Source organism: Saccharopolyspora sp. NPDC045839, assembly GCF_056431645.1.
On sequence record NZ_JBWKKH010000004.1, the window covers coordinates 1 to 19,546 of the forward strand.

A 19,546-nucleotide genomic window follows, 5' to 3' on the forward strand; every position below is an offset into this window, starting at 1 on the left:
GGTCCCATTCCGAACCCGGTAGCTAAGCTCCCCAGCGCTGATGGTACTGCACTCGACAGGGTGTGGGAGAGTAAGACACCGCCGACACATTATTTGAGAAGGGTCCCTTCTCTTCCGGTTACCCGGAAGAGAAGGGACCCTTTCTCCATTTGTCGTGAAGTGCGAACCGAGCCCGAAAGGCCGTAGGCGGCCGTGGTGTCGGCACGTACGCTCACGGGCATGGGTGGTGTGCGGATTCTCGTTGTCCAACCGTCGAAGTTGGATCCGCCGGGCGAGCTCGGCGAGTGGCTGCTCGCCGCCGGCGCGGAACTCGACGTCGTGCTTCCGGCGGAGCAGGAGCTCCCGGCCGGCTTCGACGATCACCAGGGCGTGGTCGTGCTCGGCGGCGAGATGGGCGTGTACGACGACGCGGAACACCCTTGGCTGGCCGGGCTTCGCGCCCTGCTGAGCAAGGCCGTTGGTGAGCGGGTGCCGGTGTTGGCGGTATGCCTCGGTGCTCAGCTGCTCGCGGTCGCTACCGGCGGCCAGGTGCGTCCAGCTCGCAAGGGGCCGGAGGCCGGGACCTTGTTGGTGGCGAAGCGGGATGCCGCGGCGGAGGATCCGCTGCTCGGCCCGGTTCCGTTGACCCCTGATGTGCTGCAGTTCCACACCGACGAGATCTCTTCCCTGCCGCCGTCGGCGCAACTGCTCGCTTCTTCCCCGAAGTGCGACAACCAAGCGTTCCGGGTCGGGGACTGCGCTTACGGGTTGCAGTTCCACATCGAGACGACGCCGGACATGGTGTTGGAGTGGGCCAGGCTGTCGCCCGAGGTCGCGGAGACGGTGCGGCCGGGGCAGCTGGAGGTCGAGCATCTGCGGCAGTTCCACGCCGACCTCGCCGAAACCTGGCAGCCGGTCGCCGAGCGCTTCGTCCGGCTGGTCGCCACGCCGCCGGAGGAGCGGACCACCAGCAGGTTCCTGCCGTTGGCATGATTGTCGTCAGGTGGGGTCTCCAACGGGATTCGATGCGGACTACGGTTCGAACATGGCGAACAGCAACTCGTCCCGATCGGGTTCGGTGCCGTCCACCGCGCGTTACGGATTCAGCGACGCGTCGCGGGCCGGGGACCAGTTGAGGCGAGTTGGCTGGTGGTCGGACACCGGCCCGGGGGAATCCGAGCCGATCGTCGCCGCGTTGTCCCGCACGCCGGACCCGGATCTCGCGCTGCTGTCGCTCGACCGGATTCGGGAAGCCGTCGGCTCGGGCTGGGCGGAGTTGTCGCGGTCGCTCGGGGACGACATCGGGCTGCGCGGGCGCTTGTTCGGTGTGCTCGGCGATTCCACGGCGTTCGCCGATCATCTCGTGGCGAATCCCGGTGATTGGCGCCGTTTGCGCTCCGACACCGTTCAGCCGAGCACCCTCCAGGAACGTACCGCGGTGCTGCTGGCGTCAGTGGGGGCGGACGGAGACGGGGTGCCGGGAACAGCGCGCGGCCCGGTTGCGAGTTTGCACGGACCGGAGGCGGTCAGTGCTTTGCGGAGTACCTATCGCGGCTTGCTGCTGGATGTTGCCGGCAATGACATGGCTAGCGTCGCGGAGCCTTCGCTGCCCACGTTGCCGTACGAGAGCGTCGCGGCGAACCTCTCCGACGTCGCGGTGGCTGCGCTTCGCGCGGCCCTGTCGGTCGCCGTCGCCGAATTGCAGCGGTCCGGCGTGGACGAGGTGCCTCGGCTCGCGGTGATCGCGATGGGCAAGTGCGGCGGCCGGGAGTTGAACTACGTCAGCGACGTCGACGTCGTGTTCGTCGCGCACAGCGAATCGGAGATCCCGGCGGCGACCCGGTTGGCCAGCCTCATGATGCGCGTCGCGGGCCCGGCCTTCTTCGAGGTCGATGCCGCGTTGCGGCCGGAGGGCAAGGCCGGCGCGCTGGTGCGGACGCTCGACGGGCACCTCAGCTACTACCGCAGGTGGGCTCGTACCTGGGAGTTCCAGGCGTTGTTGAAGGCGCGGCCGGTGGCCGGCGACGAAGAGCTCGGCGACCGCTACCTGGAGGCCGTGCAGCCGTTGGTGTGGACCGCCGCGGAGCGCGAGGGATTCGTCGTGGACGTGCGGTCCATGCGGCGGCGGGTCGAGGAGCACGTCCCCTCGGAGTTGGTGGAGCGTGAGCTGAAACTCGGCCGCGGCGGTCTGCGGGACGTGGAGTTCGCCGTGCAGCTGTTGCAGATGGTGCACGGCCGCAGCGACGGCTCGCTCCGTTCGAAATCCACATTGGACGCTTTGCTGGCGTTGGGCGACGGCGGCTACGTGGCCCGCGCGGACGCGGCCGACCTCGTGGACTCCTACCGGTTCTTGCGCACCGTGGAACACCGGTTGCAGCTGCGGCAATTGCGGCGCACCCACCTCTTCCCGCCGTTCGACGACGCCGATGCGCTGACGGTGCTGGCCCGCGCGGTCGGTTTGCGCTCCAGCGGCCGGAACACCGCGGCTCAGGCCCTGGTGGGCGAGTTCCGCCGGCACGGCAACAGGGTTCGCCGACTGCACGAGAAGCTCTTCTACCGTCCGCTGCTGGAGGCGGTCGCGAAGGTGCCCACCGCGGCGCTGCGGTTGACCACCTCGGCGGCCGTCGAGCGGCTGGCCGCGCTCGGCTACACCTCGCCGGAAGGCGCGTTGCGGCACATCGGGGCGTTGACGTCCGGGATGTCGCGGCGGGCCAGCATCCAGGGCACCCTGCTGCCGATGCTGCTGGATCTGCTGGCGAACACGCCCGATCCCGACGGCGGTCTGCTGGCCTACCGCAAGGTTTCCGAGGCGTTGGCCGAAACCCCTTGGTACCTGCGGCTGCTGCGCGACGAGGGCGTGGTCGCCGAGCGGTTGGCCCAGCTGCTGGGCACTTCGAAGCTGGTGCCGGAACTGCTGGTGCGGGCACCGGAGGTGCTGCGGCTGCTCTCGGACACTTCGGCTCTCGCCGAACGAGATCCGATGGAGGCAGCGGTTTCGCTGCGCAGCGCGGTGGCGCGGTACTCGGAGCCGCAGCGGGCGGTGTCCGCGGCTCGTTCGTTGCGGCGGCACGAGCTGCTGCGCATCGCGTGCGGCGACCTGCTCGGCCTGATGGAACCGACCACGGTGTTCGGGGCCCTGTCGAACATCTGGGTCGCCGTGCTGGAATCCGCGCTGGATGTCGCCGTGCGGGACGTGGCCAGCCGGTCCGATGGCGGGATCCCGGCGCGGATCGCCGTCATCGGGATGGGGCGCCTGGGCGGCAACGAGCTGGGTTACGGCTCCGATGCCGACGTGATGTTCGTGTGCGAGCCCGTCGGCGAGGCCGATGAGCGTTCGGCCGTCCGGTTCGCCACTTCCGTCGTGGAGCAGGTCCGGCGGCTGCTCGGTGCGCCGAGCCAGGATCCGCCGCTGGAGGTCGACATCGACCTGCGGCCGGAGGGACGGCAGGGGGCGCTGGTCCGGACCCTGGATTCCTACCTGGCGTACTACCGGCGTTGGGGCGAGGCATGGGAGGCGCAGGCCCTGCTCCGGGCGCGCGCCGTCGCCGGCGACCGAGACCTGGGCGAGCGGTTCTGCCACGCGATCGACCCGATCCGGTATCCGCAGGGCGGGCTGGACGAGGCCAAGGTCAGGGAGATCCGGCGCATCAAGGCGCGGGTGGATTCCGAGCGGCTGCCGCGAGGCGCCGACCCGGCCACGCACACCAAGCTCGGGCGCGGCGGCCTGGCCGACGTGGAGTGGACGCTGCAGCTGCTGCAGCTGCTGCACGCGCACGAGTTTCCCGAGCTGCGAACCACTTCGACCGTGACCGGGCTGCGCACCGCGGCGGCCGTCGGTGTCATGGAGGCCGGTGATGCCGACGAGCTCATCGAGGCGTGGACGTTGGCGATGCGCGTGCGCAACGCCGTGATGCTGGTGCGCGGCAAGCCCGATGACCAGCTTCCCAAGCACACCTGGGAGCTGAGCGCGGTCGCCGCCGCGTTGGGCTATCCGGCCGGAGTGGACACCGGTGAGGTCGTCGACGACTACCTCCGGGTCACGCGGCATGCCCGCGCCGTCGTCGAACGCGTCTTTTACGGTTCCTGATCACGACGCCTAGGGTGGCGAACATGACTGATCTGCTTCGCCAGGCGGAAGAGCACGATCACCAGCGGATCGTGGCGGCGATCGAGTCGTGGTGGACGGATTCCCGCAGCCCCGCCGCCGCTAGGGAATTGTCGCTGCTGGTGCCGCGATTGTTCCTGCAGCATTTCTCCGGCACCAGCTTCGTGGCCGATCGGGATGGCCTAATGACCGGTTTCCTGATCGGATTCCTGTCCGCCGACCGCGCCGAGGACGCCTACATCCACTTCGTCGGCGTCGATCCGGCGCTGCGTCGAAGCGGGCTCGCTCGCGCGCTATATGCCACATTCTTCGATGCCGCTTCTCGGGCCGGGCGTCGCCGCGTCCACTGCATCACGTCCCCGGCCAACTCCGGGTCGATCGCGTTCCACCGGCGCATGGGATTCGAGCTCGTTCCCGGCGAGACCGAGGCCGACGGGGTGCCCGTGCACCGGGATTACGACGGCCGGGGGCACGACCGGGTTTGTTTCGTCCGGGACGTTTCCGGGCTGTGACCGGCGATCGTGCAACGTGGACCATTCGGGCAGGCGGCCGGTGAAATTGTTCCCTCGCGCGCAATTGCGGTAGTCGAATAGGCCGGATGGTGCATCGAGGCTCCGGCGTCCCCATTGGACCATTTTCGGGAAACCCCGGTCGGCGGTCCCGAATTGCCGAATTCACCAGTAGCCTCGGCGATCGAGTGCGGGCGTGTTTCGGGATGGGAGAGGTCGATGTCCGAGGACTTCGAGCTGCTCGTCGACCGGCAGGCGCTGTGCGGGACGAGCCCGCTGTGGATGCCGGCGCTCAATTGCGTGTATTGGGTGGACCTGATGCGCCGCGAATTGCACACCTATCACCGGGATTCCGGTGTCGACGAGGTGCGGGTGCTGCCGGGCGCGGTGACCGCGCTGGGCGCGACCCGGCACGGGCAGTTGATCGCCGCCGCGGGGAACGGTTTCGCGCGGGTGTACCTGGGCCGCGCCGCGCTGGAGCCGGTCGTGCAGGTGCGCAACGGCGACAGGATGAGCGTCGGAGCGTGCGATCCGGCGGGGCGGTTCGTGGCCGGCACGCTGACGCACGCCCGCGACGTCCGCGCTAGCGCGCTGTTCGTCCTCGACGGCGACCGCGCGCGGCTGCTGGTCGAGGGGGTGACCGGCGCCGGTGGGCTGGCCTGGAGCCCGGACGGCACGCGGATGTACGTGGTCGACACTCGCGCGATCTGGGTCTACGACTACGACGTGGAGCGGGCCCGGGCGTTGTCCGGTCGGCAGTGGGTGGCGTGCGCGGAGTCGGAGGGCAGCCCGGAGGGCGTCGCGGTGGACGCCGAGGGCTGCGTGTGGGTCGCGATGCACTGGACCGGGCGGATCCACCGGTACGCCCCGAGCGGGGACCTCGAAACCGTGCTGTGGGCGCCGACCCGGCGGATCACCAGCCTGGCCTTCGGTGGATCGCGGCTGGAGGAGATGTACGTGACGTCGGCGTGCTTCGGCTACGACGAGCCCGGGCTGCTCGCCGATCCCTGCGCCGGTGCGCTGCTGCGCTTCAAGCCCGGCACGGTCGGCGCCCCGTTGGCGCCGTGGCAGGGCATCTGATCAGCAATGCGAAAGCGGGGTGGGGACCGAAGTCCCCACCCCGCTGATGCATCGCTCAGCCGATCACACGTCGAAGTACAGCGAGAACTCGTGCGGGTGCGGGCGGAGGCGGATCGGGTCGATCTCGTCTTCCCGCTTCAGGCTGATCCAGGTCTCGATCAGGTCGGGGGTGAACACGCCACCCTCGAGCAGGAAGTCGTGGTCGGCTTCCAGGTTGTCGATGACCTTCGACAGGCTGTCCGGCACGGTCGGCACGTTCTTGGCCTCTTCGGGCGGCAGCTCGTAGAGGTCCTTGTCGATCGGCTCGGCCGGCTCGATCTTGTTCTTGATGCCGTCCAGACCGGCCATCATCATCGCGGCGAACGCCAGGTACGGGTTGCCGGACGGGTCCGGGCAGCGGAACTCGACGCGCTTGGCCTTCGGGTTCGCACCGGTGATCGGGATCCGCATGCAGGCGGAGCGGTTGCGCTGCGAGTACACCAGGTTCACCGGGGCCTCGTAGCCCGGCACCAGGCGGTGGTAGGAGTTCACCGTCGGGTTGGTGAAGGCCAGCAGGCTCGGCGCGTGGTGCAGGATGCCGCCGATGTAGTGGCGCGCCATGTCCGACAGGCCGGCGTAACCGGACTCGTCGTAGAACAGCGGGCTGCCGTCCTTCCACAGCGACATGTGGCTGTGCATGCCGGAACCGTTGTCACCGAACAGCGGCTTGGGCATGAACGTCACGGTCTTGCCGTGCTGCCAGGCGGTGTTCTTGATGACGTACTTGAACAGCTGCAAGTCGTCCGCCGCGTGCAGCAGCGTGTTGAACCTGTAGTTGATCTCGGCCTGGCCGCCGGTGCCGACCTCGTGGTGCGCCCGCTCGATGGTGAAGCCCGAGCCGATCAGCTGCTTGACCATCTGGTCGCGCAGGTCCGCGAAGTGGTCGTACGGGGAGACCGGGAAGTAGCCGCCCTTCATCCGGGTCTTGTAGCCCCGGTTGCCGCCTTCCTCGTCGCGGCCGGTGTTCCACCAGCCCTCGACCGAGTCGACCTCGGCGAAGGTCTTGTTGGCGGCCTCGCCGAACTTGACCGAGTCGAAGATGTAGAACTCGGCCTCGGCGCCGAAGAACGCGGTGTCGGCGATGCCGGACTCGTTCAGGTACTGCTCCGCCTTGCGCGCGATGTTGCGCGGGTCGCGGCTGTAGGGCTCCAGCGTGAACGGGTCGTGCACGAAGAAGTTGAGGATCAGCGTCTTCTCGGCGCGGAACGGGTCGATGCGAGCGGTGTACGGGTCCGGCAGCAGCAGCATGTCGGACTCGTGGATCGACTGGAAGCCGCGCACCGACGAGCCGTCGAAGGCCAGCCCCTCGGTGAAAGCGTCCTGGTCGAACGCGGTCGCGGGCACCGTGAAGTGCTGCATCACGCCCGGCAGGTCGCAGAACCGGACATCGACGAACTTCACGTCCTCATCGGCGATGAAGCGCAGGACCTCGTCAGGATTCTTGAACAACCTCGGTGGCTCCTAACCGCACTCGTACAGCTCACCGACCGCCATGCCATGGGGTTCCGCCGCCGGCTCGTAGCCAACGTTATGTCAGGGGTGTTGCCCCGTCGTCACCCGAATGTTTCGCGGGCGTTAACTGCCGCCTGTTCGGGTGGTAGGGGTTGCGCGCAGTGGCCGAACGTGATGCTCCGACAGCGCCAGCGCGGGCGGCACGTACCCTGGGTGACGTGCGAAAAGCCGGATCGTGGCTGGACGGCCCGAAGAACGCATTCAAACAGGCGCGCGAGCAGGCGAACGAGACCCGGCCCGAGTGGCGGGGCCAGCAGCTGGGGCTGCCCGAGAGCGGGCCCGGCGCGGCGGCGCCGGTGGGCCGGCGGATGGCGGCGTTCCTCATCGACATCGTGCTGGCCGCGCTGGTCGCCGCGTTGTTCACCGCGCCGGACTACCCCCAGAACTGGAGCCTGGTGGCCTGGGTGGTCATCACCGTGGTCCCGGTGACCTTCTTCGGGGCCACGCCGGGCATGGCGGCGATGCGGATCTGGGTCGCGCGGGTCGACGGCGCGGTCATGGTGGGGCCGTGGCGGGCCGCGGTGCGCTGCGTCCTGACGGCGCTGATCATCCCGGCCGTGGTGTGGAACTTCGACGGCCGCTCCTGGCACGACCGGCTCACCGGCACCATCGTCCTCCGCCGCTGAAGGATCGCGATGCGAAAGAAGCGGGCCCGGGTTCTCCGACCCGGGCCCGCTTCGTCGTTCTCGTCGCTTCCTACTTCGCGCGGCGAACGGCGCGCGACACGTTCCGCATCTTGGCGCCCTGCGGCATGGGACCCTTGGGCAGCGCGTTGCCCCGGCTGGCGAGCGCCGCCAGCCGGTTCTCGATCGCGTCGATCTGGGCGGGGCCGATGTTGCGCGGCAGCTTCGTGATGCGCTGCTGCAGCTTGCTCAGCGGCACCTGGTCCTTCTCGTGGCCGACGGTGATCTCGTAGATCGGGGTTTCGCCGACGAGCCGGGAGATCCGCTTCTTCTCCTGCGACATCAGCGACTTGACCCGGTGCGGCGAGCCCTCGCCGACCAGCACGATCCCCGGGCGGCCGATGAGCCGGTGCACGGCGTCGAGCTGGGCGGTGCCCGACACGGCCTGGGTCAGCACCCAGCGGCCGCGCAGGTTGTCCAGGGCCCATCCGGCGGCGCCGGGCTGGCCGTCCGCCTTGCGGTAGACGGTCGACTGCACGCGCCGACCGAAGATGATCACCGCGGCCAGCAGCCCGAAGGCCAGGCCGACCGGGAGGAACACCCAGTGCAGGCTCCAGATCATGCCCAGCAGGAACACCACGGCGGTCACGCCGAGGAACGCCCCGAGCATCAGCGGGAGGAGGAGCTTGTCCTCCCGGCGTTGCATCTTGAACGCCTCGAAGATCTGCTTGATCCGGCCCCGTGTTGCCTGGCGCCTTGCTTTGGCCGCCGCTTTCTTGGCGGCCTTGTCCTGCTTGGCCATGGTTTTCAGGATACGGCCCGGTCCGCGCCGGGTGCAGGTGCGGTCCGAGATGCGTGACCGACCCGTGAACTCCGACCTGAAAACACGGTCGGATGAACGGCGAAAGGCACCGCGGAGCGGCGTGGCCGCCCGGCGGTGCCCTTCACGCGGAAAGCGTCAGCGGTTGAGGAGGCTGGTGGCCTCCTGGGCCGCGGTGCCGGCCTTGGCCAGGTGGGACAGGTTCTCCGGCAGCGGCATGCCGCGGTGCACCGTGGCCTTGGCGTACAGGCGGCCGGCGCGGTAGCTGGATCGCACCAGCGGGCCCGCCATGACACCGGGGAAGCCGATCTCCTCGGCGGCCTTGGTGTGCTCGACGAACTCCTCCGGCTTGGCCCAGCGGTCCACCGGGTGGTGCCGCGGGCTGGGGCGCAGGTACTGGGTGATGGTGATGATGTCGCAACCCGCGTCGTGCAGGTCCTGCAGCGCCGGGCGCACCTCGTCGGGCGTCTCGCCCATGCCGAGGATCAGGTTCGACTTGGTCACCAGGCCGGCGTCGCGGGCCATGGTGATCACCTTCAGCGACCGCTCGTAGCGGAAGCCCGGCCGGATCCGCCGGAACACGCTCGGCACGGTCTCCAGGTTGTGCGCGAGCACCTCCGGGCGTGAACCGAACACCTCGGCCAGCTGGTCCGGGTCGGCGTTGAAGTCCGGGATCAGCAGCTCGACGCCGGTGCCCGGGTTCATCGCGTGGATCTGCCGGACCGTCTCGGCGTACAGCCACGCGCCGCCGTCGGGCAGGTCGTCGCGGGCGACACCGGTGACCGTCGAGTAGCGCAGGCCCATCGCCTGCACCGACTCCGCCACCCGGCGCGGCTCCTCGACGTCCAGCTCGGCCGGCTTACCGGTGTCGATCTGGCAGAAGTCGCATCGGCGGGTGCACTGGTCCCCGCCGATGAGGAACGTCGCCTCGCGGTCCTCCCAACACTCGAAGATGTTGGGGCACCCCGCTTCCTCGCAGACGGTGTGCAGGCCCTCGCGGCGGACGAGGCCCTTCAGCTCCTGGTACTCGGGGCCCATCCGTGCGCGGGTCTTGATCCACGACGGCTTCTTCTCGATAGGCGTCTGGCTGTTGCGGGCTTCCAGCCGCAGCAGCTTCCGGCCCTCCGGCGCGACAGTCACGACGACAGGCTACGCCCCCGACACAACCGGTTCGAGAAGGTGGGAGGGGTCACTACCAGGCGCTACGGGTTCGCGTGATCCCGCGCGTCATACTGCACAGTCGTGTCGACAACCTCTTGGGCAGTTCGCCTCAGATGGGCGCCGTGGTCCCGCGTCGTGCGGCTGCACTTCGCCGGGGATCGCTGGCCGCGGCTGAGCGAAGGACCGATCTCGGTGGCGCTCCGGCTGGCCTGGCTCCTGCTGCTCGTGCCCGTGCTGCTGGGCTGCTGGCTGGAGCTGCTGCTCGTCCTGGTGCTGCTGCCGTTCGCGCTGATCGTGCGGGCCGCCGGGACGGGATGGCGGCTGGAGGTCAGCAGCCGGGGTTGCCGCGCGGGGGTGATCCGGGTGGGCAGCCTGGCCGCGGCTCGCCGGCTGCGCCGGGCCCTGCGCGAGCATCTGGGCACCAATCCGGGGTTGGACGACGCGCGTGCCCTGCTGGCGGCCGAGGAGGCCGAGCTCCAGCCGGTGGAGATCAGCGCGCGGCGGTGGCGGCTGGTTTCCCACCAGCTCAGCCCCTACGGGCGTCGCCGCTGGTTCCTGTGGCGTCGCAGGCTTTCGTTCGAGGACGCGATGGACAGCCTGCCCAGCGGTCTCGGCGACGACCCGATCTCGGCGATCATCGCCATCCCGTTCGTGCTCTGGTTCGCGGTGCTGTTCACCGGCGCGACGCTGGAGCTGCTCGCGGAGATCGCGGTGCTGCCGGTGGTGTTCCTGCTCAAGCTCTGCCACGTGCTGCCGTGGCCGGTGGAGCTCGTGCGGAAGGGCTCGGTCGAGCCGCAGGCCCAGGTGCGGGGCATGATCGCGTCGGTGCGTGCCCGGCGGGCGCTGACCGCCGGGCACGCGGTCCGGTTGCCGCTGCCCAGCCTGGTGCGACGGGTGCCGCAGCCGGTCAGCTGAGCTCGTGGGCGGCGGGCCGGTGGTGGACGTACTCGATCACCGTGCCGTCCGGGTGGCGGACCGTGAAGCCCTCGCCGACCGGGGCGCGGAACCGCCGCTGGACGAATTCGAGCCCGTCTTCCCGGAACCGCTTCTCGTACGGGGCGATGTCGGGGACCAGCAGGGTGCCGACGGTCCGGCGGAAGGGGGCCAGCGACTCGTCGGTGCCCGCGATGATCAGGAAGCCGCCGACAGCGGTCAGTGCGAGGTCCTTCTCCGGGTACGGCATGACCATGTCGCGTTCGACGCCGAGCAGCCGCTCGTACCAGGCGGTGGTCGGTTCGAGCTGTTCCGCGGCGACGAACACCCGCACGAACGTCCGGGGCGCCGGCAGGTTCGAGGAGTCGGGGTCGCGGCGCCGAAGTTGTTGGGGCACGGGCTGTTCCTTTCGGTTCCGGGTGGGTGCGCCCCAGCCTGTCCGGCTGCCGGGATCCCATCCAGGAGCCGGTTCATGCGGTGATCCCAGGTCATAGGCTGGCGACGTGAGCACCGCAGCGGACCCCCGGCGCCGGGAGCTCGGCGCGTTCCTGCGCGCGAGCCGGGAGCGGCTCGATCCGGCTGATTTCGGGCTGCCCGCGACCGGGCGGCGGCGGACGCCGGGGCTGCGTCGCGAGGAGGTCGCGGCGGCCTCCGGGGTCGGCCTGGCCTGGTACACGTGGCTGGAACAGGGGAGGGTGCGGACTTCGCGCGAGGTGCTGCAGGCCCTCGCCGGCACCCTGCGGATGGGGCGCGACGAGCGGCGGCACCTGTTGGCGCTGGGCGGTTTCGTGTCCGACGACGCCGACGACGGCGGGGTTGTCGAGCGGCTGCGGCCGATGCTGGACAGCTGGCCGCTGACGCCGGCGCTCGTGCTGAACCACCGGTTCGACGTCCTGGCGGGCAACGACGCGTACGCGGCGGTGTGGCCGGAACCGGAGTTGTCCGGCCGCCCGAACCTGCTGCTGGCCTTCGCCGGGAGCAAGCGGCTGCAGGACCTGCTGGTGCCGGAGGAGCGGTTCCTCTACGAGCTCTTCCTCCGTTTCCGGGCGCGCGCCGACCGGTTCCCGGGCGACGACGTCGTGGACCGGTTGCAGGAGCTGCGCCCGGACCTCGCGCACTGGTGGAGTTGCCGGGCGGTCCGCGAGTTCGGCGGCTGGCCGGTCACGGTGGCGGTCGACGACCGGCGGCTGCGCTTCGAGTGCTCGCTGCTGCAGCCGGACGGCTCCGCGCTGCTGCTGGTGCAGGCTCCGGCGGATGCGGAGACCCGCCAGTGGATGCGGCTCCGCGCCTGATCGCTGGGGAGCCTGCTTCGGTGGCCGTGGAGGCTGTCCGGGAACGCGGTCTGTGCGCCGTTTTCGCGCGAAAACGGCGCCTCGCGACCGGCTACCGCATCTCCGCAGCATCGCCTCCGCAGCGCTGCTTCGTGATCAGGCGGAGCGTTCGCCCCGGGCGGTCAGAAGCTGGGGATCAGCTTCCTGAGCCGGCCGCCGATGCACTGCGGGGACGGCTCCGGGGTGATGCGCACCAGCTGCAGGAACGCGCGGCCGACGCGGGCCACGTCATCGGCCGGTTCGGTGTGCTCGGCGAGCCCGGCGGCGATGGCGAGCAGCCGGTGCTCGCGGGCCATGTCGTCGCGCAGCACCGGATCCGGTTCGTGCCGGTCCAGCAGGTCGCGGAGCACCGGGTTGGCCTCTGCGGTGCGCCGCCACGCGGCGGTGACGGCCTGGACCCGGTCGGCGTGCGGGGCGTCATCGGTTTCGGACAGCGCGACGCCGATGCGGCCGGTCAGCTGCTGGGTCCACTTGTACTGCAGGGCGCGCAGCGCATCGGTGGCGTCGAGGAAGGGCGCGGGCACCTGGGTGAGGGCCTCGGACGGGTTTCGGCTCGCGTCGTCGAGCACCGTCTGGATCGCCTGTTGCCGCCGGCGGAAGTCGTTCCAACTCATCTTCGCTCTCCGGGATCGGGCCCGGGGTGATACCCCAGGTGTGCGGCATACCGAGAGTATGTTGGTGTACCGACGGTACCACGAGTCCATACCGCCGGTATGTCATAGGGTCGTGAGCATGGCGACAGCTCGACCACGACGCGTGGAGTACTCGGAAAGCACCAGGCAGGCGCTGGTGGACTCCGCCATCGAGCTGTTCACCGAGCACGGCTACGCGGGTACCTCGCTGGACGAGATCGCCAAACGCGCCCGGGTCACCAAGGGCGCGCTCTACCACCACTTCGGCGGGAAGCAGGCGCTGTTCGAGGCGGCCTTCGACGCGGTGGAGACGAGCGTGGTGGCCCGCCTCGCCGAGGTCATCTCCACCGGCAGCCCCTGGGAGGCCACCCGGTCCGGGCTGCGGGCCTTCCTGGAGGTCTGCCTGGAGCCGTCCTACCAGCGCATCGTCGTGCAGGACGGGCCCGCGGTGATGGGCTGGGAGCGGTGGCGGGCGGCCGAGGAGGCCTACACCTTCGGCGTCGTCCGGGGCGTGGTCGGGACGCTGGTCGAGTCGGGGGAGATCGTCCCGCTGCCGGTCGAGGCCCTGGCCCGCGTGGTGTTCGGCTCGCTGTCGGCGGGCGCCACCGCGATCGCCGGCTCGAAGTCGCCCAAGCAGGCCCGCGCCGACATCGGCGAGTGCGTCGAGCGGGTCCTCGACGGGCTGCGGAACACGTGATCGGGCGGCGGTCGGCGCGGGCGGAACCCCGCTACTAGCCTCGGGGATCGTGAGCGAACACTTCAAGTTGCGGATCTTCACCGAGCCCCAGCAGGGCGCGACCTACGACGACTTGCTGCGCGTGGCCAAGCACGCGGAAGCCACCGGCTACGACGCGTTCTTCCGCTCCGACCACTACCTCAAGATGGGGGCGGTGTCCGGCGAGCCCGGCCCGACCGACGCCTGGGTGACGCTGGCCGGGTTGGCCCGCGAGACCAGCCGGGTGCGGCTCGGCACGCTGATGACGGCCGGCACCTTCCGGCTGCCCGGGCCGTTGGCGATCTCGGTCGCGCAGGTCGACCAGATGTCCGGCGGGCGCATCGAGTTCGGCCTCGGCACCGGCTGGTACGAGGAGGAGCACACCGCCTACGGCATCCCGTTCCCGCCGCTGAAGGAGCGGTTCGACCGCTACGCCGAGCAGTTGGAGATCATCACCGGGCTGTGGGGCACCCCGGCGGGCGAGCACTTCAACTACGACGGCCGGTACTACCGGATCGAGGAGTCGCCGGGGCTGCCCAAGCCGGTGCAGCAGCCGCGGCCGCCGCTGCTGATCGGCGGGCAGGGCAAGAAGCGGACGCCGGAGCTGGCCGCCCGGTTCGCCGACGAGTTCAACCTGCCGTTCGTCGGCCTGGACGCGGCGGCGGAGCAGTTCGAGCGGGTGGCGGCGGCGTGCGCCGCGATCGGCAGGGCGCAGGAGGAGATCGTGCGGTCCGCGGCGCTGGTGCTGTGCGTCGGCAAGAACGACGCGGAGGTCTCGCGCCGGGCCGACGCCATCGGCCGGGAGGCCGAGGAGCTGCGCCTCAACGGCCTGGCCGGGACGCCCGACGAGGTCGTCGACAAGATCGGCGCCTGGCGGGAGCGCACCGGCATCACCCGCCTCTACCTCCAGGTCCTCGATCTCGCCGACCTGGACCACCTCGACGTGGTCGCCGCCGAGGTCGCCACCCGGCTCTGACCTCACGGCGCGGGACGCCTTCGGTGGTGTCCCGCGCCTCCTGGCGCGGGACGCGGCAGAGGCACTCTCGCCCGGCCGCGATCTGCGCCGGGGCCTACTCGGGCTGGTTCGGCGGCGCCTCGGCGAGATCGCGTCGAGCACGCGATGACGTCGTTGCGGAGGCCGGCGCGAGGACGCGAAGCGTGTGCTCGATGAGCTTGTCGAGATAGTCCGGGGTGGGTAGGGGATAGCCGAGCACGTGGCGGCGGTAGATCGGCGCGTGGAGCAGGTCCATCGCCACGTCCAGGTCGGCGTCGGTGGCCAGCTGTCCTCGGTCCTGGGCATTGCGCATGCGGGTGTAGCACTGGGCGAGCCGGGGTTCGATCAGCCGCTCGCGCAGCTCCTGCGAGAGGCCGGGGTCGAGTTGGCCCTCCGCGAGCACGCCGGTGAACGCGGGACCGAGGCGCCGATCCGTGAACACGCTCAAGATCCCGCTCAGCTGGGTGTGCAGATCGGCAGCGAGGTCGTCGGTGTCGGGAAAGGTCTTGGGTGCCAGGCCTGCTTCATCGATCGCTTCCAGGACGATCGCGCCCTTGGACGGCCACCACCGGTAGATCGTGGCCTTGCTGACGCCGGCGCGGTTGGCGATGGCCTCCACGGTCACGGCCGAATATCCCAGCTCGGCGCACAGGTCCAGGGCCGCGGCGAGCGTCGCCTTGCGGCTCTTGTCGCTGCGGCGGATCGCGTTCGGTGGCTTGCCCATCGCGCCATTCTAAACGAAACGTTTCGTTTGACATCGCAGCACGGGCGTGCTGCAGTGTGCAGCACGAAACGAAACGTTTCGTGTGGACTGTTCGGATCAAGGAGTCTCATGCGCCAGGTACGACCAGCCGTCTCGGCTCCGCCGGCGATACGGCCGACTTTCAGCCTGCCGGTGTTCCTCGCCGTCGCCCTCGGTGGTGCTTGGCTCGTGGTGGCACCGATGTGGCTGGCCGGCATCGACGTGGCGGCCGCCGGGATGGCCATGATGTTCACCCCGGCCATCGCCGTCCTACTGGCCCGGAAGCGGGGAGTCGGAGTCGTGGAGCTGGCTCGCAGGAGCGGGCTGGCACTGGGGCAGAGCAAGGGCCGCACACTGGGCGTCGCGGTTGCGGTCCTGGTGGGAATCCCGGCGCTGACCGCGCTCGCCATCGTGCTGGCCGCCGTGTTCGGGTTGGTTCGCCTCGGCCCGGGCGACGTGATCACGGCGCTGGCCACGATTCCGGTCGGCATGCTGGTTCTGCTGCCGACGGCGTTCGGGGAGGAATGGGGCTGGCGCGGGGTGCTGGTCCCGCGGCTGGCTGAGAGGTACGCGAACCGGGTGGGCCTCGCGGTCGTCTCCGGCGGGATCTGGGGCCTGTGGCACGCCCCGCTCGGCCTGTACTTCGGTGCGAAGGCGCCGCTGCTGCTGATTCCGCTGTGCGCCTTCTTCATGGTGTGCGCCGCGCTGCTGAACTGGACCCGGCTGGCTACCGGATCGGTGTGGCCCGCGGTGGTCGGCCATGCCCTGCTCAACGCCTCGCCCGCGGCGATGCTGGCGGCCGTGACCAGCACCGCCACGACGAGCCTCGACGGCAACGGCATCGCCGGCATGGCCATCTGGATGGCGGTGCTGGTGCTGGCCGTCGCCGTACTTCTGCGCCGCACCGGTCGAGGCGCGAGCAGGGCTTCGTGACGAGTCGCCCAGCGGGCGGCGTTTCGTGCTGGACGATCTCAGCGCGTTGTGAGTTGGCCCGCGATGTCGGAGGCCGCGGTGAGCAGGATCAGGGCCGGGATCGTCGCCCGGGCGCGCAGCCGGTAGGTGCCGCGTTTGTCCTGCTCCACCAGGCCGCACGCGGTCAGGCTCTTCAGGTGGTGGTAGAGCTGCCCGGTGGAGCCCAGGCCCGCCGCCTCCTGCAGGGCGGCGGCGGGCTGGGCGCCCTGCAGGGCCAGCAGGCGCACGATCGCGGCCCGGGCCGGGTGGCCCAGCGCGGCCAGCACGTCCGTGCGCGGGCCGTCGTCCATGCCGAGCACCCAGGCCGGGTCGACGTGGATTCGCCACTCCAGCTCGACCGGTTCGACCAGGCTGCCTTGGTACTGCACGACGCCGCCGCTGGGCTCGACCTCGTCGGCCCGTCGCGTTCCTTCGAGGGCGGCGACGCGCTCTTCCAGCGCGGCGATCCGCTGGTGCAAGTCCTCCGATGTCACCGGACGAGCTTGCCTCAGCCGGCCAGCGCCCGTGCAAGCCGGTCCCGCCACTCCGGCTGCTGCATCGCGAGCACCAGCGGCAGGCCCGGATCGCCGGTGCCGACTTGTTCCAGCGCGATGTCGCCGTGCGCGAGCAGGGCACCCCACGCGACGGTGCCGTCCTGGCGGCGCACCGACATCCCACAGGTCAGGACTCCGGGCAGGCTGCCGCCCTTCATGCCGATCCCGAGCACGCCCGGTGGCAGGTGGCCGCTGAGCGGGCGTTCCAGGTGGGTGCGGGCGGCCTCGGCCAGGACGCCGCCGGTGACCATGGCGCGGTGCAGCGAGGCCAGCTGGCGCGCGGTCGACGACATCGTCTGCGAGCCCCACCTGAGCTGCTGCTCGTACGGCGGCAGGTCGTTGCGCATCAGCCGGTCCAGCACCCGTTTGCGCAGGTCGGCGTCGTTGCTGTAGCGCTGTTCCAGGGCGTAGCCGAAGATTCGCCGGGCCGGGGTGGGCAGCTGCGCCGGGGGCGCGAACTCGGGCAGCAGGAACAGGTACTCCGCGCACATGGACCGGATGTCCGGCCGCGCCCAGCCGCCGGCCGCCGCGGCCTTGCGCAGCGCGGCGTCGCCGAGCCGGTTGCGCAAGAAGTCCGGGACCGCGCTGTCACTGAACATGATCATGGCCGAGGCCATGTCGTCGAGCGTGACCCGGTGATCGGGGTCCGCCGCGTACAGGCCGGTCGGATCGGTGGGGATGCCTAGGTGCTTGAGCGTGGTCGCGTGCGCGTTGCCGTCGATCGGCACGTAGAAGCGCTCCCAGTCGCCGAGGCGGATCTGCTCCTTCGGGTCCAGCCTGCCCTCGGCGACGGCGGCGGAGTAGGCGGCCAGGTGCACGACCTTGACGGCCGAGGCGAGCGGCTGCGCGGCGTCCGCGCGGTGCAGCAGCCGGTTGCCGCGCCCGTCGTCGACCACGAGGCCGAGTCCGTCGCGGTTCGCGCTGATCCAGGTCAGCCAGCCCTCGGGGGTCGCCAGGTCGGGTGGGGCGGCCGGTTGCGCGACGGCCGAGGGTGCGACCAGCAGCAGCGGCACGGCGGCCCCGGTGGCGGCGAGCAGGCGGCGGCGGGACAGCGGCATGACATCCACTCCTCTAGTAGTCCGTAATTACGGAATATTAGAGGAGTGGATGTCGGTTCGTCGATCGGCCCCGATCAGCGCAGGCTCGGGTCCAGCGAGAGCGTCACCCCGGCCGCGGTCGGCTGCTCGCGCGGGATGTTGCGCTCGCTGACCGGCAGCGTGCCGTCCAGCGCGTCCCGCACACCCTTCTCGACCAGCGGCATCGCTTCGGCGACCTCGACCGTCCGGCCGACCTCCGCGCTCAGCGAGGTGGTGCCCGCGTCGGCGATGCCGCACGGCACGATCCGGTCGAAGCTGGTCAGGTCGGCGTTGCAGTTCAGTTCCAGCCCGTGCATCGTGATGCCGCGCTGCACCCGGATACCGATCGCCGCGATCTTGCGCTCCTGGCGGCCGTCGTCGGCCGGAAACCAGACACCGCTGCGGCCCTCGACCCGGCCCGCCTCCAGCCCGAACTGGTCGCACACCCAGATCAGCGCCTGCTCCAGGCGGCGGACGTAGTCGACCACGTCGATCGGGTCCGCCAGCTGCACGATCGGGTAGCCGACGATCTGCCCCGGGCCGTGCCAGGTGATCTTGCCGCCGCGGTCGACGTCGATGACCGGCGTCCCGTCCGTCGGGCGGTCCTCCGGCGAGGTGCGCTTGCCCGCGGTGTAGACCGACGGGTGCTCCAGCAGCAGCAGGGTGTCCGGGTTCAGCCCCTCGGCGCGGCCGTTGACCAGCTCGCGCTGCAGGTCCCAGGCGGAGAGGTAATCGATGGTTCCCAGGTTGCGCACGGCCATCTGATCGGCGGATGCGCGGCACGAAGTGTTGGCACGACTCACGCGGCCAGGCTACGCCCCGGGTCCAGCGGCGATGCCCGAAGGCTCATGACGAGACAGCCGCCGCCAGTGCCGCCCCGATCGACGGGTGCTGGAACGCGAAACCCTCCGACTCCAGCACCGTCGGCAATGCGCGCTGCCCGGTCAGCGCCTGGTCGGCGAGCTCGCCGAGGGCGATCCGGAGCGCGAAACCCGGCACGATCCACGGCGCCGGCCGGCCCAGCGCCTCGCCCAGCGCGCGGGTGAACTCCGCGTTGGTGACCGGCGCCGGGCCGGTGAGGTTGACCGGGCCGGAAACCTCGGGCCGCTCCAGCACGAACCGGATGGCGCTGACCTCGTCGTCCAGCGAGATCCACGACATGTACTGGGTGCCGTCACCGAGGCGGCCGCCGAGCAGCATCGAGAACAGCGGCCGGAGCTGGCCGAGCAGCCCGCCGGAAGGGGCGAGCACCAAGCCGGAGCGCAGCCGCACCACGCGCACCCCGGCGTCCGCGGCCGGCTTGGTCGCCGCCTCCCAGCGCCGGCACAGGCGGGCGAGGAAGTCGGAGCCCGGCTCGGACGCCTCGGTCACCGGCTTCGAACCGCTGTCGCCGTAGAACCCGACCGCGGACCCGTTCGCCAGCACCGGGACGCCCCGCTCGGCGACGGCCTCGGCGAGCACCTCGGTCGGCCGCACCCGGGTGTGCACCAGCTGCCGCTTGCGCTCCGGGCTCCAGCGTCTTTCGCCGATGCCCGCGCCGCAGAGGTTCACCACCGCGTCGGCGCCCTCCAGCGCGTCCGCGTCGAGCTGGCCGCCCTCCGGATCCCAGCCCCGCTCATCGGGGGCGGTCGGGAGCCGGCGAACCAGCCGGACCACCTCGTGCCCGGCCTGCCGCAACGCGGCTACCAGGGACGTGCCGATCAACCCGGACGAACCGGCGACAACCACGCGCATGCCAGGAATCGTCCCGCACCGGCGGGCGCGGTGCGAGCGATTCCGCCGGGATCGAA

General features: G+C 70.7%; 20 protein-coding genes and 1 rRNA gene. 11 read left to right on the plus strand and 10 right to left on the minus strand.

The features are described from left to right. The 5 genes from rrf to AC07EQ_RS07325 form a co-directional block, all read left to right on the plus strand. Positions 1-87: ribosomal RNA gene (rrf, locus tag AC07EQ_RS07305) — 5S ribosomal RNA — on the plus strand; the annotation flags it as partial. 132 nt (positions 88-219) lie between these two features. Beyond that, the gene (locus AC07EQ_RS07310; RefSeq protein ID WP_478387081.1) at positions 220-972 is read left to right on the plus strand and encodes a type 1 glutamine amidotransferase; all 753 of its coding nucleotides are present in this window, start codon (positions 220-222) and stop codon (positions 970-972) included. Positions 973-1,024: 52 nt separating this feature from the next. After that, a complete protein-coding gene (locus AC07EQ_RS07315; protein WP_478387082.1) occupies positions 1,025-4,066 on the plus strand; it encodes a bifunctional [glutamine synthetase] adenylyltransferase/[glutamine synthetase]-adenylyl-L-tyrosine phosphorylase in 3,042 nt (1,013 codons plus the stop codon). Positions 4,067-4,089: 23 nt separating this feature from the next. Then, positions 4,090-4,596 (plus strand): N-acetyltransferase family protein, encoded by a 507-nt coding sequence (locus tag AC07EQ_RS07320; protein ID WP_478387083.1) that lies wholly within the window; start codon positions 4,090-4,092, stop codon positions 4,594-4,596. A gap of 216 nt (positions 4,597-4,812) precedes the next feature. After that, positions 4,813-5,673 carry an SMP-30/gluconolactonase/LRE family protein gene (locus AC07EQ_RS07325; RefSeq protein WP_478387084.1) on the plus strand — a complete coding sequence of 287 codons (861 nt, stop codon included), beginning with the start codon at positions 4,813-4,815 and terminating at the stop codon, positions 5,671-5,673. Positions 5,674-5,736: 63 nt separating this feature from the next. Here AC07EQ_RS07325 and glnA read toward each other — a convergent pair whose 3' ends face one another. Continuing rightward, on the minus strand, positions 5,737-7,161 hold the full coding sequence (gene glnA / locus AC07EQ_RS07330; RefSeq protein ID WP_478387086.1) for a type I glutamate--ammonia ligase: 1,425 nt from the start codon (positions 7,159-7,161) through the stop codon (positions 5,737-5,739). 221 nt (positions 7,162-7,382) lie between these two features. Here glnA and AC07EQ_RS07335 point away from each other — a divergent pair, with 221 nt between their 5' ends. After that, a complete protein-coding gene (locus AC07EQ_RS07335) occupies positions 7,383-7,850 on the plus strand; it encodes an RDD family protein (protein WP_478387087.1) in 468 nt (155 codons plus the stop codon). 70 nt (positions 7,851-7,920) lie between these two features. Here the strand turns inward: AC07EQ_RS07335 and AC07EQ_RS07340 are convergent, their stop codons facing one another. Then, complete coding sequence (locus AC07EQ_RS07340; protein WP_478387088.1) at positions 7,921-8,649, minus strand: DUF4191 domain-containing protein; 729 nt, start codon at positions 8,647-8,649, stop codon at positions 7,921-7,923. 156 nt (positions 8,650-8,805) lie between these two features. After that, positions 8,806-9,807 carry a lipoyl synthase gene (gene lipA / locus AC07EQ_RS07345; protein ID WP_478387089.1) on the minus strand — a complete coding sequence of 334 codons (1,002 nt, stop codon included), beginning with the start codon at positions 9,805-9,807 and terminating at the stop codon, positions 8,806-8,808. Between the two features lie 102 nt (positions 9,808-9,909). Here lipA and AC07EQ_RS07350 point away from each other — a divergent pair, with 102 nt between their 5' ends. Beyond that, positions 9,910-10,743, plus strand: a complete 834-nt coding sequence (locus AC07EQ_RS07350; RefSeq protein ID WP_478387091.1) for a hypothetical protein — start codon at positions 9,910-9,912, stop codon at positions 10,741-10,743. Here AC07EQ_RS07350 and AC07EQ_RS07355 read toward each other — a convergent pair. Continuing rightward, positions 10,736-11,158, minus strand: a complete 423-nt coding sequence (locus tag AC07EQ_RS07355; protein ID WP_478387093.1) for a VOC family protein — start codon at positions 11,156-11,158, stop codon at positions 10,736-10,738. The genes AC07EQ_RS07350 and AC07EQ_RS07355 overlap by 8 nt on opposite strands. A gap of 106 nt (positions 11,159-11,264) precedes the next feature. Between AC07EQ_RS07355 and AC07EQ_RS07360 the strand changes: the two genes are divergently transcribed. Then, positions 11,265-12,053 (plus strand): helix-turn-helix transcriptional regulator, encoded by a 789-nt coding sequence (locus AC07EQ_RS07360; RefSeq protein ID WP_478387095.1) that lies wholly within the window; start codon positions 11,265-11,267, stop codon positions 12,051-12,053. Between the two features lie 161 nt (positions 12,054-12,214). Here AC07EQ_RS07360 and AC07EQ_RS07365 read toward each other — a convergent pair whose 3' ends face one another. Continuing rightward, entirely contained in the window at positions 12,215-12,706 is a 492-nt protein-coding gene (locus AC07EQ_RS07365) for a hypothetical protein (protein WP_478387097.1), read from the minus strand. Between the two features lie 118 nt (positions 12,707-12,824). Between AC07EQ_RS07365 and AC07EQ_RS07370 the strand changes: the two genes are divergently transcribed. Both AC07EQ_RS07370 and AC07EQ_RS07375 read left to right on the plus strand, forming a co-directional pair. After that, positions 12,825-13,421 (plus strand): TetR/AcrR family transcriptional regulator, encoded by a 597-nt coding sequence (locus AC07EQ_RS07370; protein WP_478387099.1) that lies wholly within the window; start codon positions 12,825-12,827, stop codon positions 13,419-13,421. A gap of 49 nt (positions 13,422-13,470) precedes the next feature. Beyond that, positions 13,471-14,415 (plus strand): LLM class F420-dependent oxidoreductase, encoded by a 945-nt coding sequence (locus tag AC07EQ_RS07375; RefSeq protein ID WP_478387101.1) that lies wholly within the window; start codon positions 13,471-13,473, stop codon positions 14,413-14,415. Between the two features lie 94 nt (positions 14,416-14,509). Here AC07EQ_RS07375 and AC07EQ_RS07380 read toward each other — a convergent pair whose 3' ends face one another. Further along, positions 14,510-15,157: a TetR/AcrR family transcriptional regulator gene (locus AC07EQ_RS07380; RefSeq protein ID WP_478387103.1), complete on the minus strand. Its 648-nt coding sequence runs from the start codon at positions 15,155-15,157 to the stop codon at positions 14,510-14,512. A gap of 108 nt (positions 15,158-15,265) precedes the next feature. On the opposite strand from AC07EQ_RS07380, the gene AC07EQ_RS07385 reads away from it, so the two are divergent. Continuing rightward, positions 15,266-16,108 (plus strand): CPBP family glutamic-type intramembrane protease, encoded by an 843-nt coding sequence (locus AC07EQ_RS07385; RefSeq protein ID WP_478387105.1) that lies wholly within the window; start codon positions 15,266-15,268, stop codon positions 16,106-16,108. Positions 16,109-16,146: 38 nt separating this feature from the next. Here the strand turns inward: AC07EQ_RS07385 and AC07EQ_RS07390 are convergent, their stop codons facing one another. The 4 genes from AC07EQ_RS07390 to AC07EQ_RS07405 all read right to left on the minus strand — a co-directional run bounded on the left by AC07EQ_RS07390 (position 16,147) and on the right by AC07EQ_RS07405 (position 19,490). Beyond that, on the minus strand, positions 16,147-16,620 hold the full coding sequence (locus AC07EQ_RS07390; protein ID WP_478387107.1) for an ArsR/SmtB family transcription factor: 474 nt from the start codon (positions 16,618-16,620) through the stop codon (positions 16,147-16,149). Positions 16,621-16,634: 14 nt separating this feature from the next. After that, entirely contained in the window at positions 16,635-17,738 is a 1,104-nt protein-coding gene (locus AC07EQ_RS07395; protein WP_478387109.1) for a serine hydrolase, read from the minus strand. A gap of 74 nt (positions 17,739-17,812) precedes the next feature. After that, entirely contained in the window at positions 17,813-18,559 is a 747-nt protein-coding gene (gene lipB / locus AC07EQ_RS07400; protein WP_478387111.1) for a lipoyl(octanoyl) transferase LipB, read from the minus strand. 43 nt (positions 18,560-18,602) lie between these two features. Continuing rightward, the gene (locus tag AC07EQ_RS07405) at positions 18,603-19,490 is read right to left on the minus strand and encodes a TIGR01777 family oxidoreductase (RefSeq protein WP_478387113.1); all 888 of its coding nucleotides are present in this window, start codon (positions 19,488-19,490) and stop codon (positions 18,603-18,605) included. Positions 19,491-19,546 lie beyond the last annotated feature (56 nt).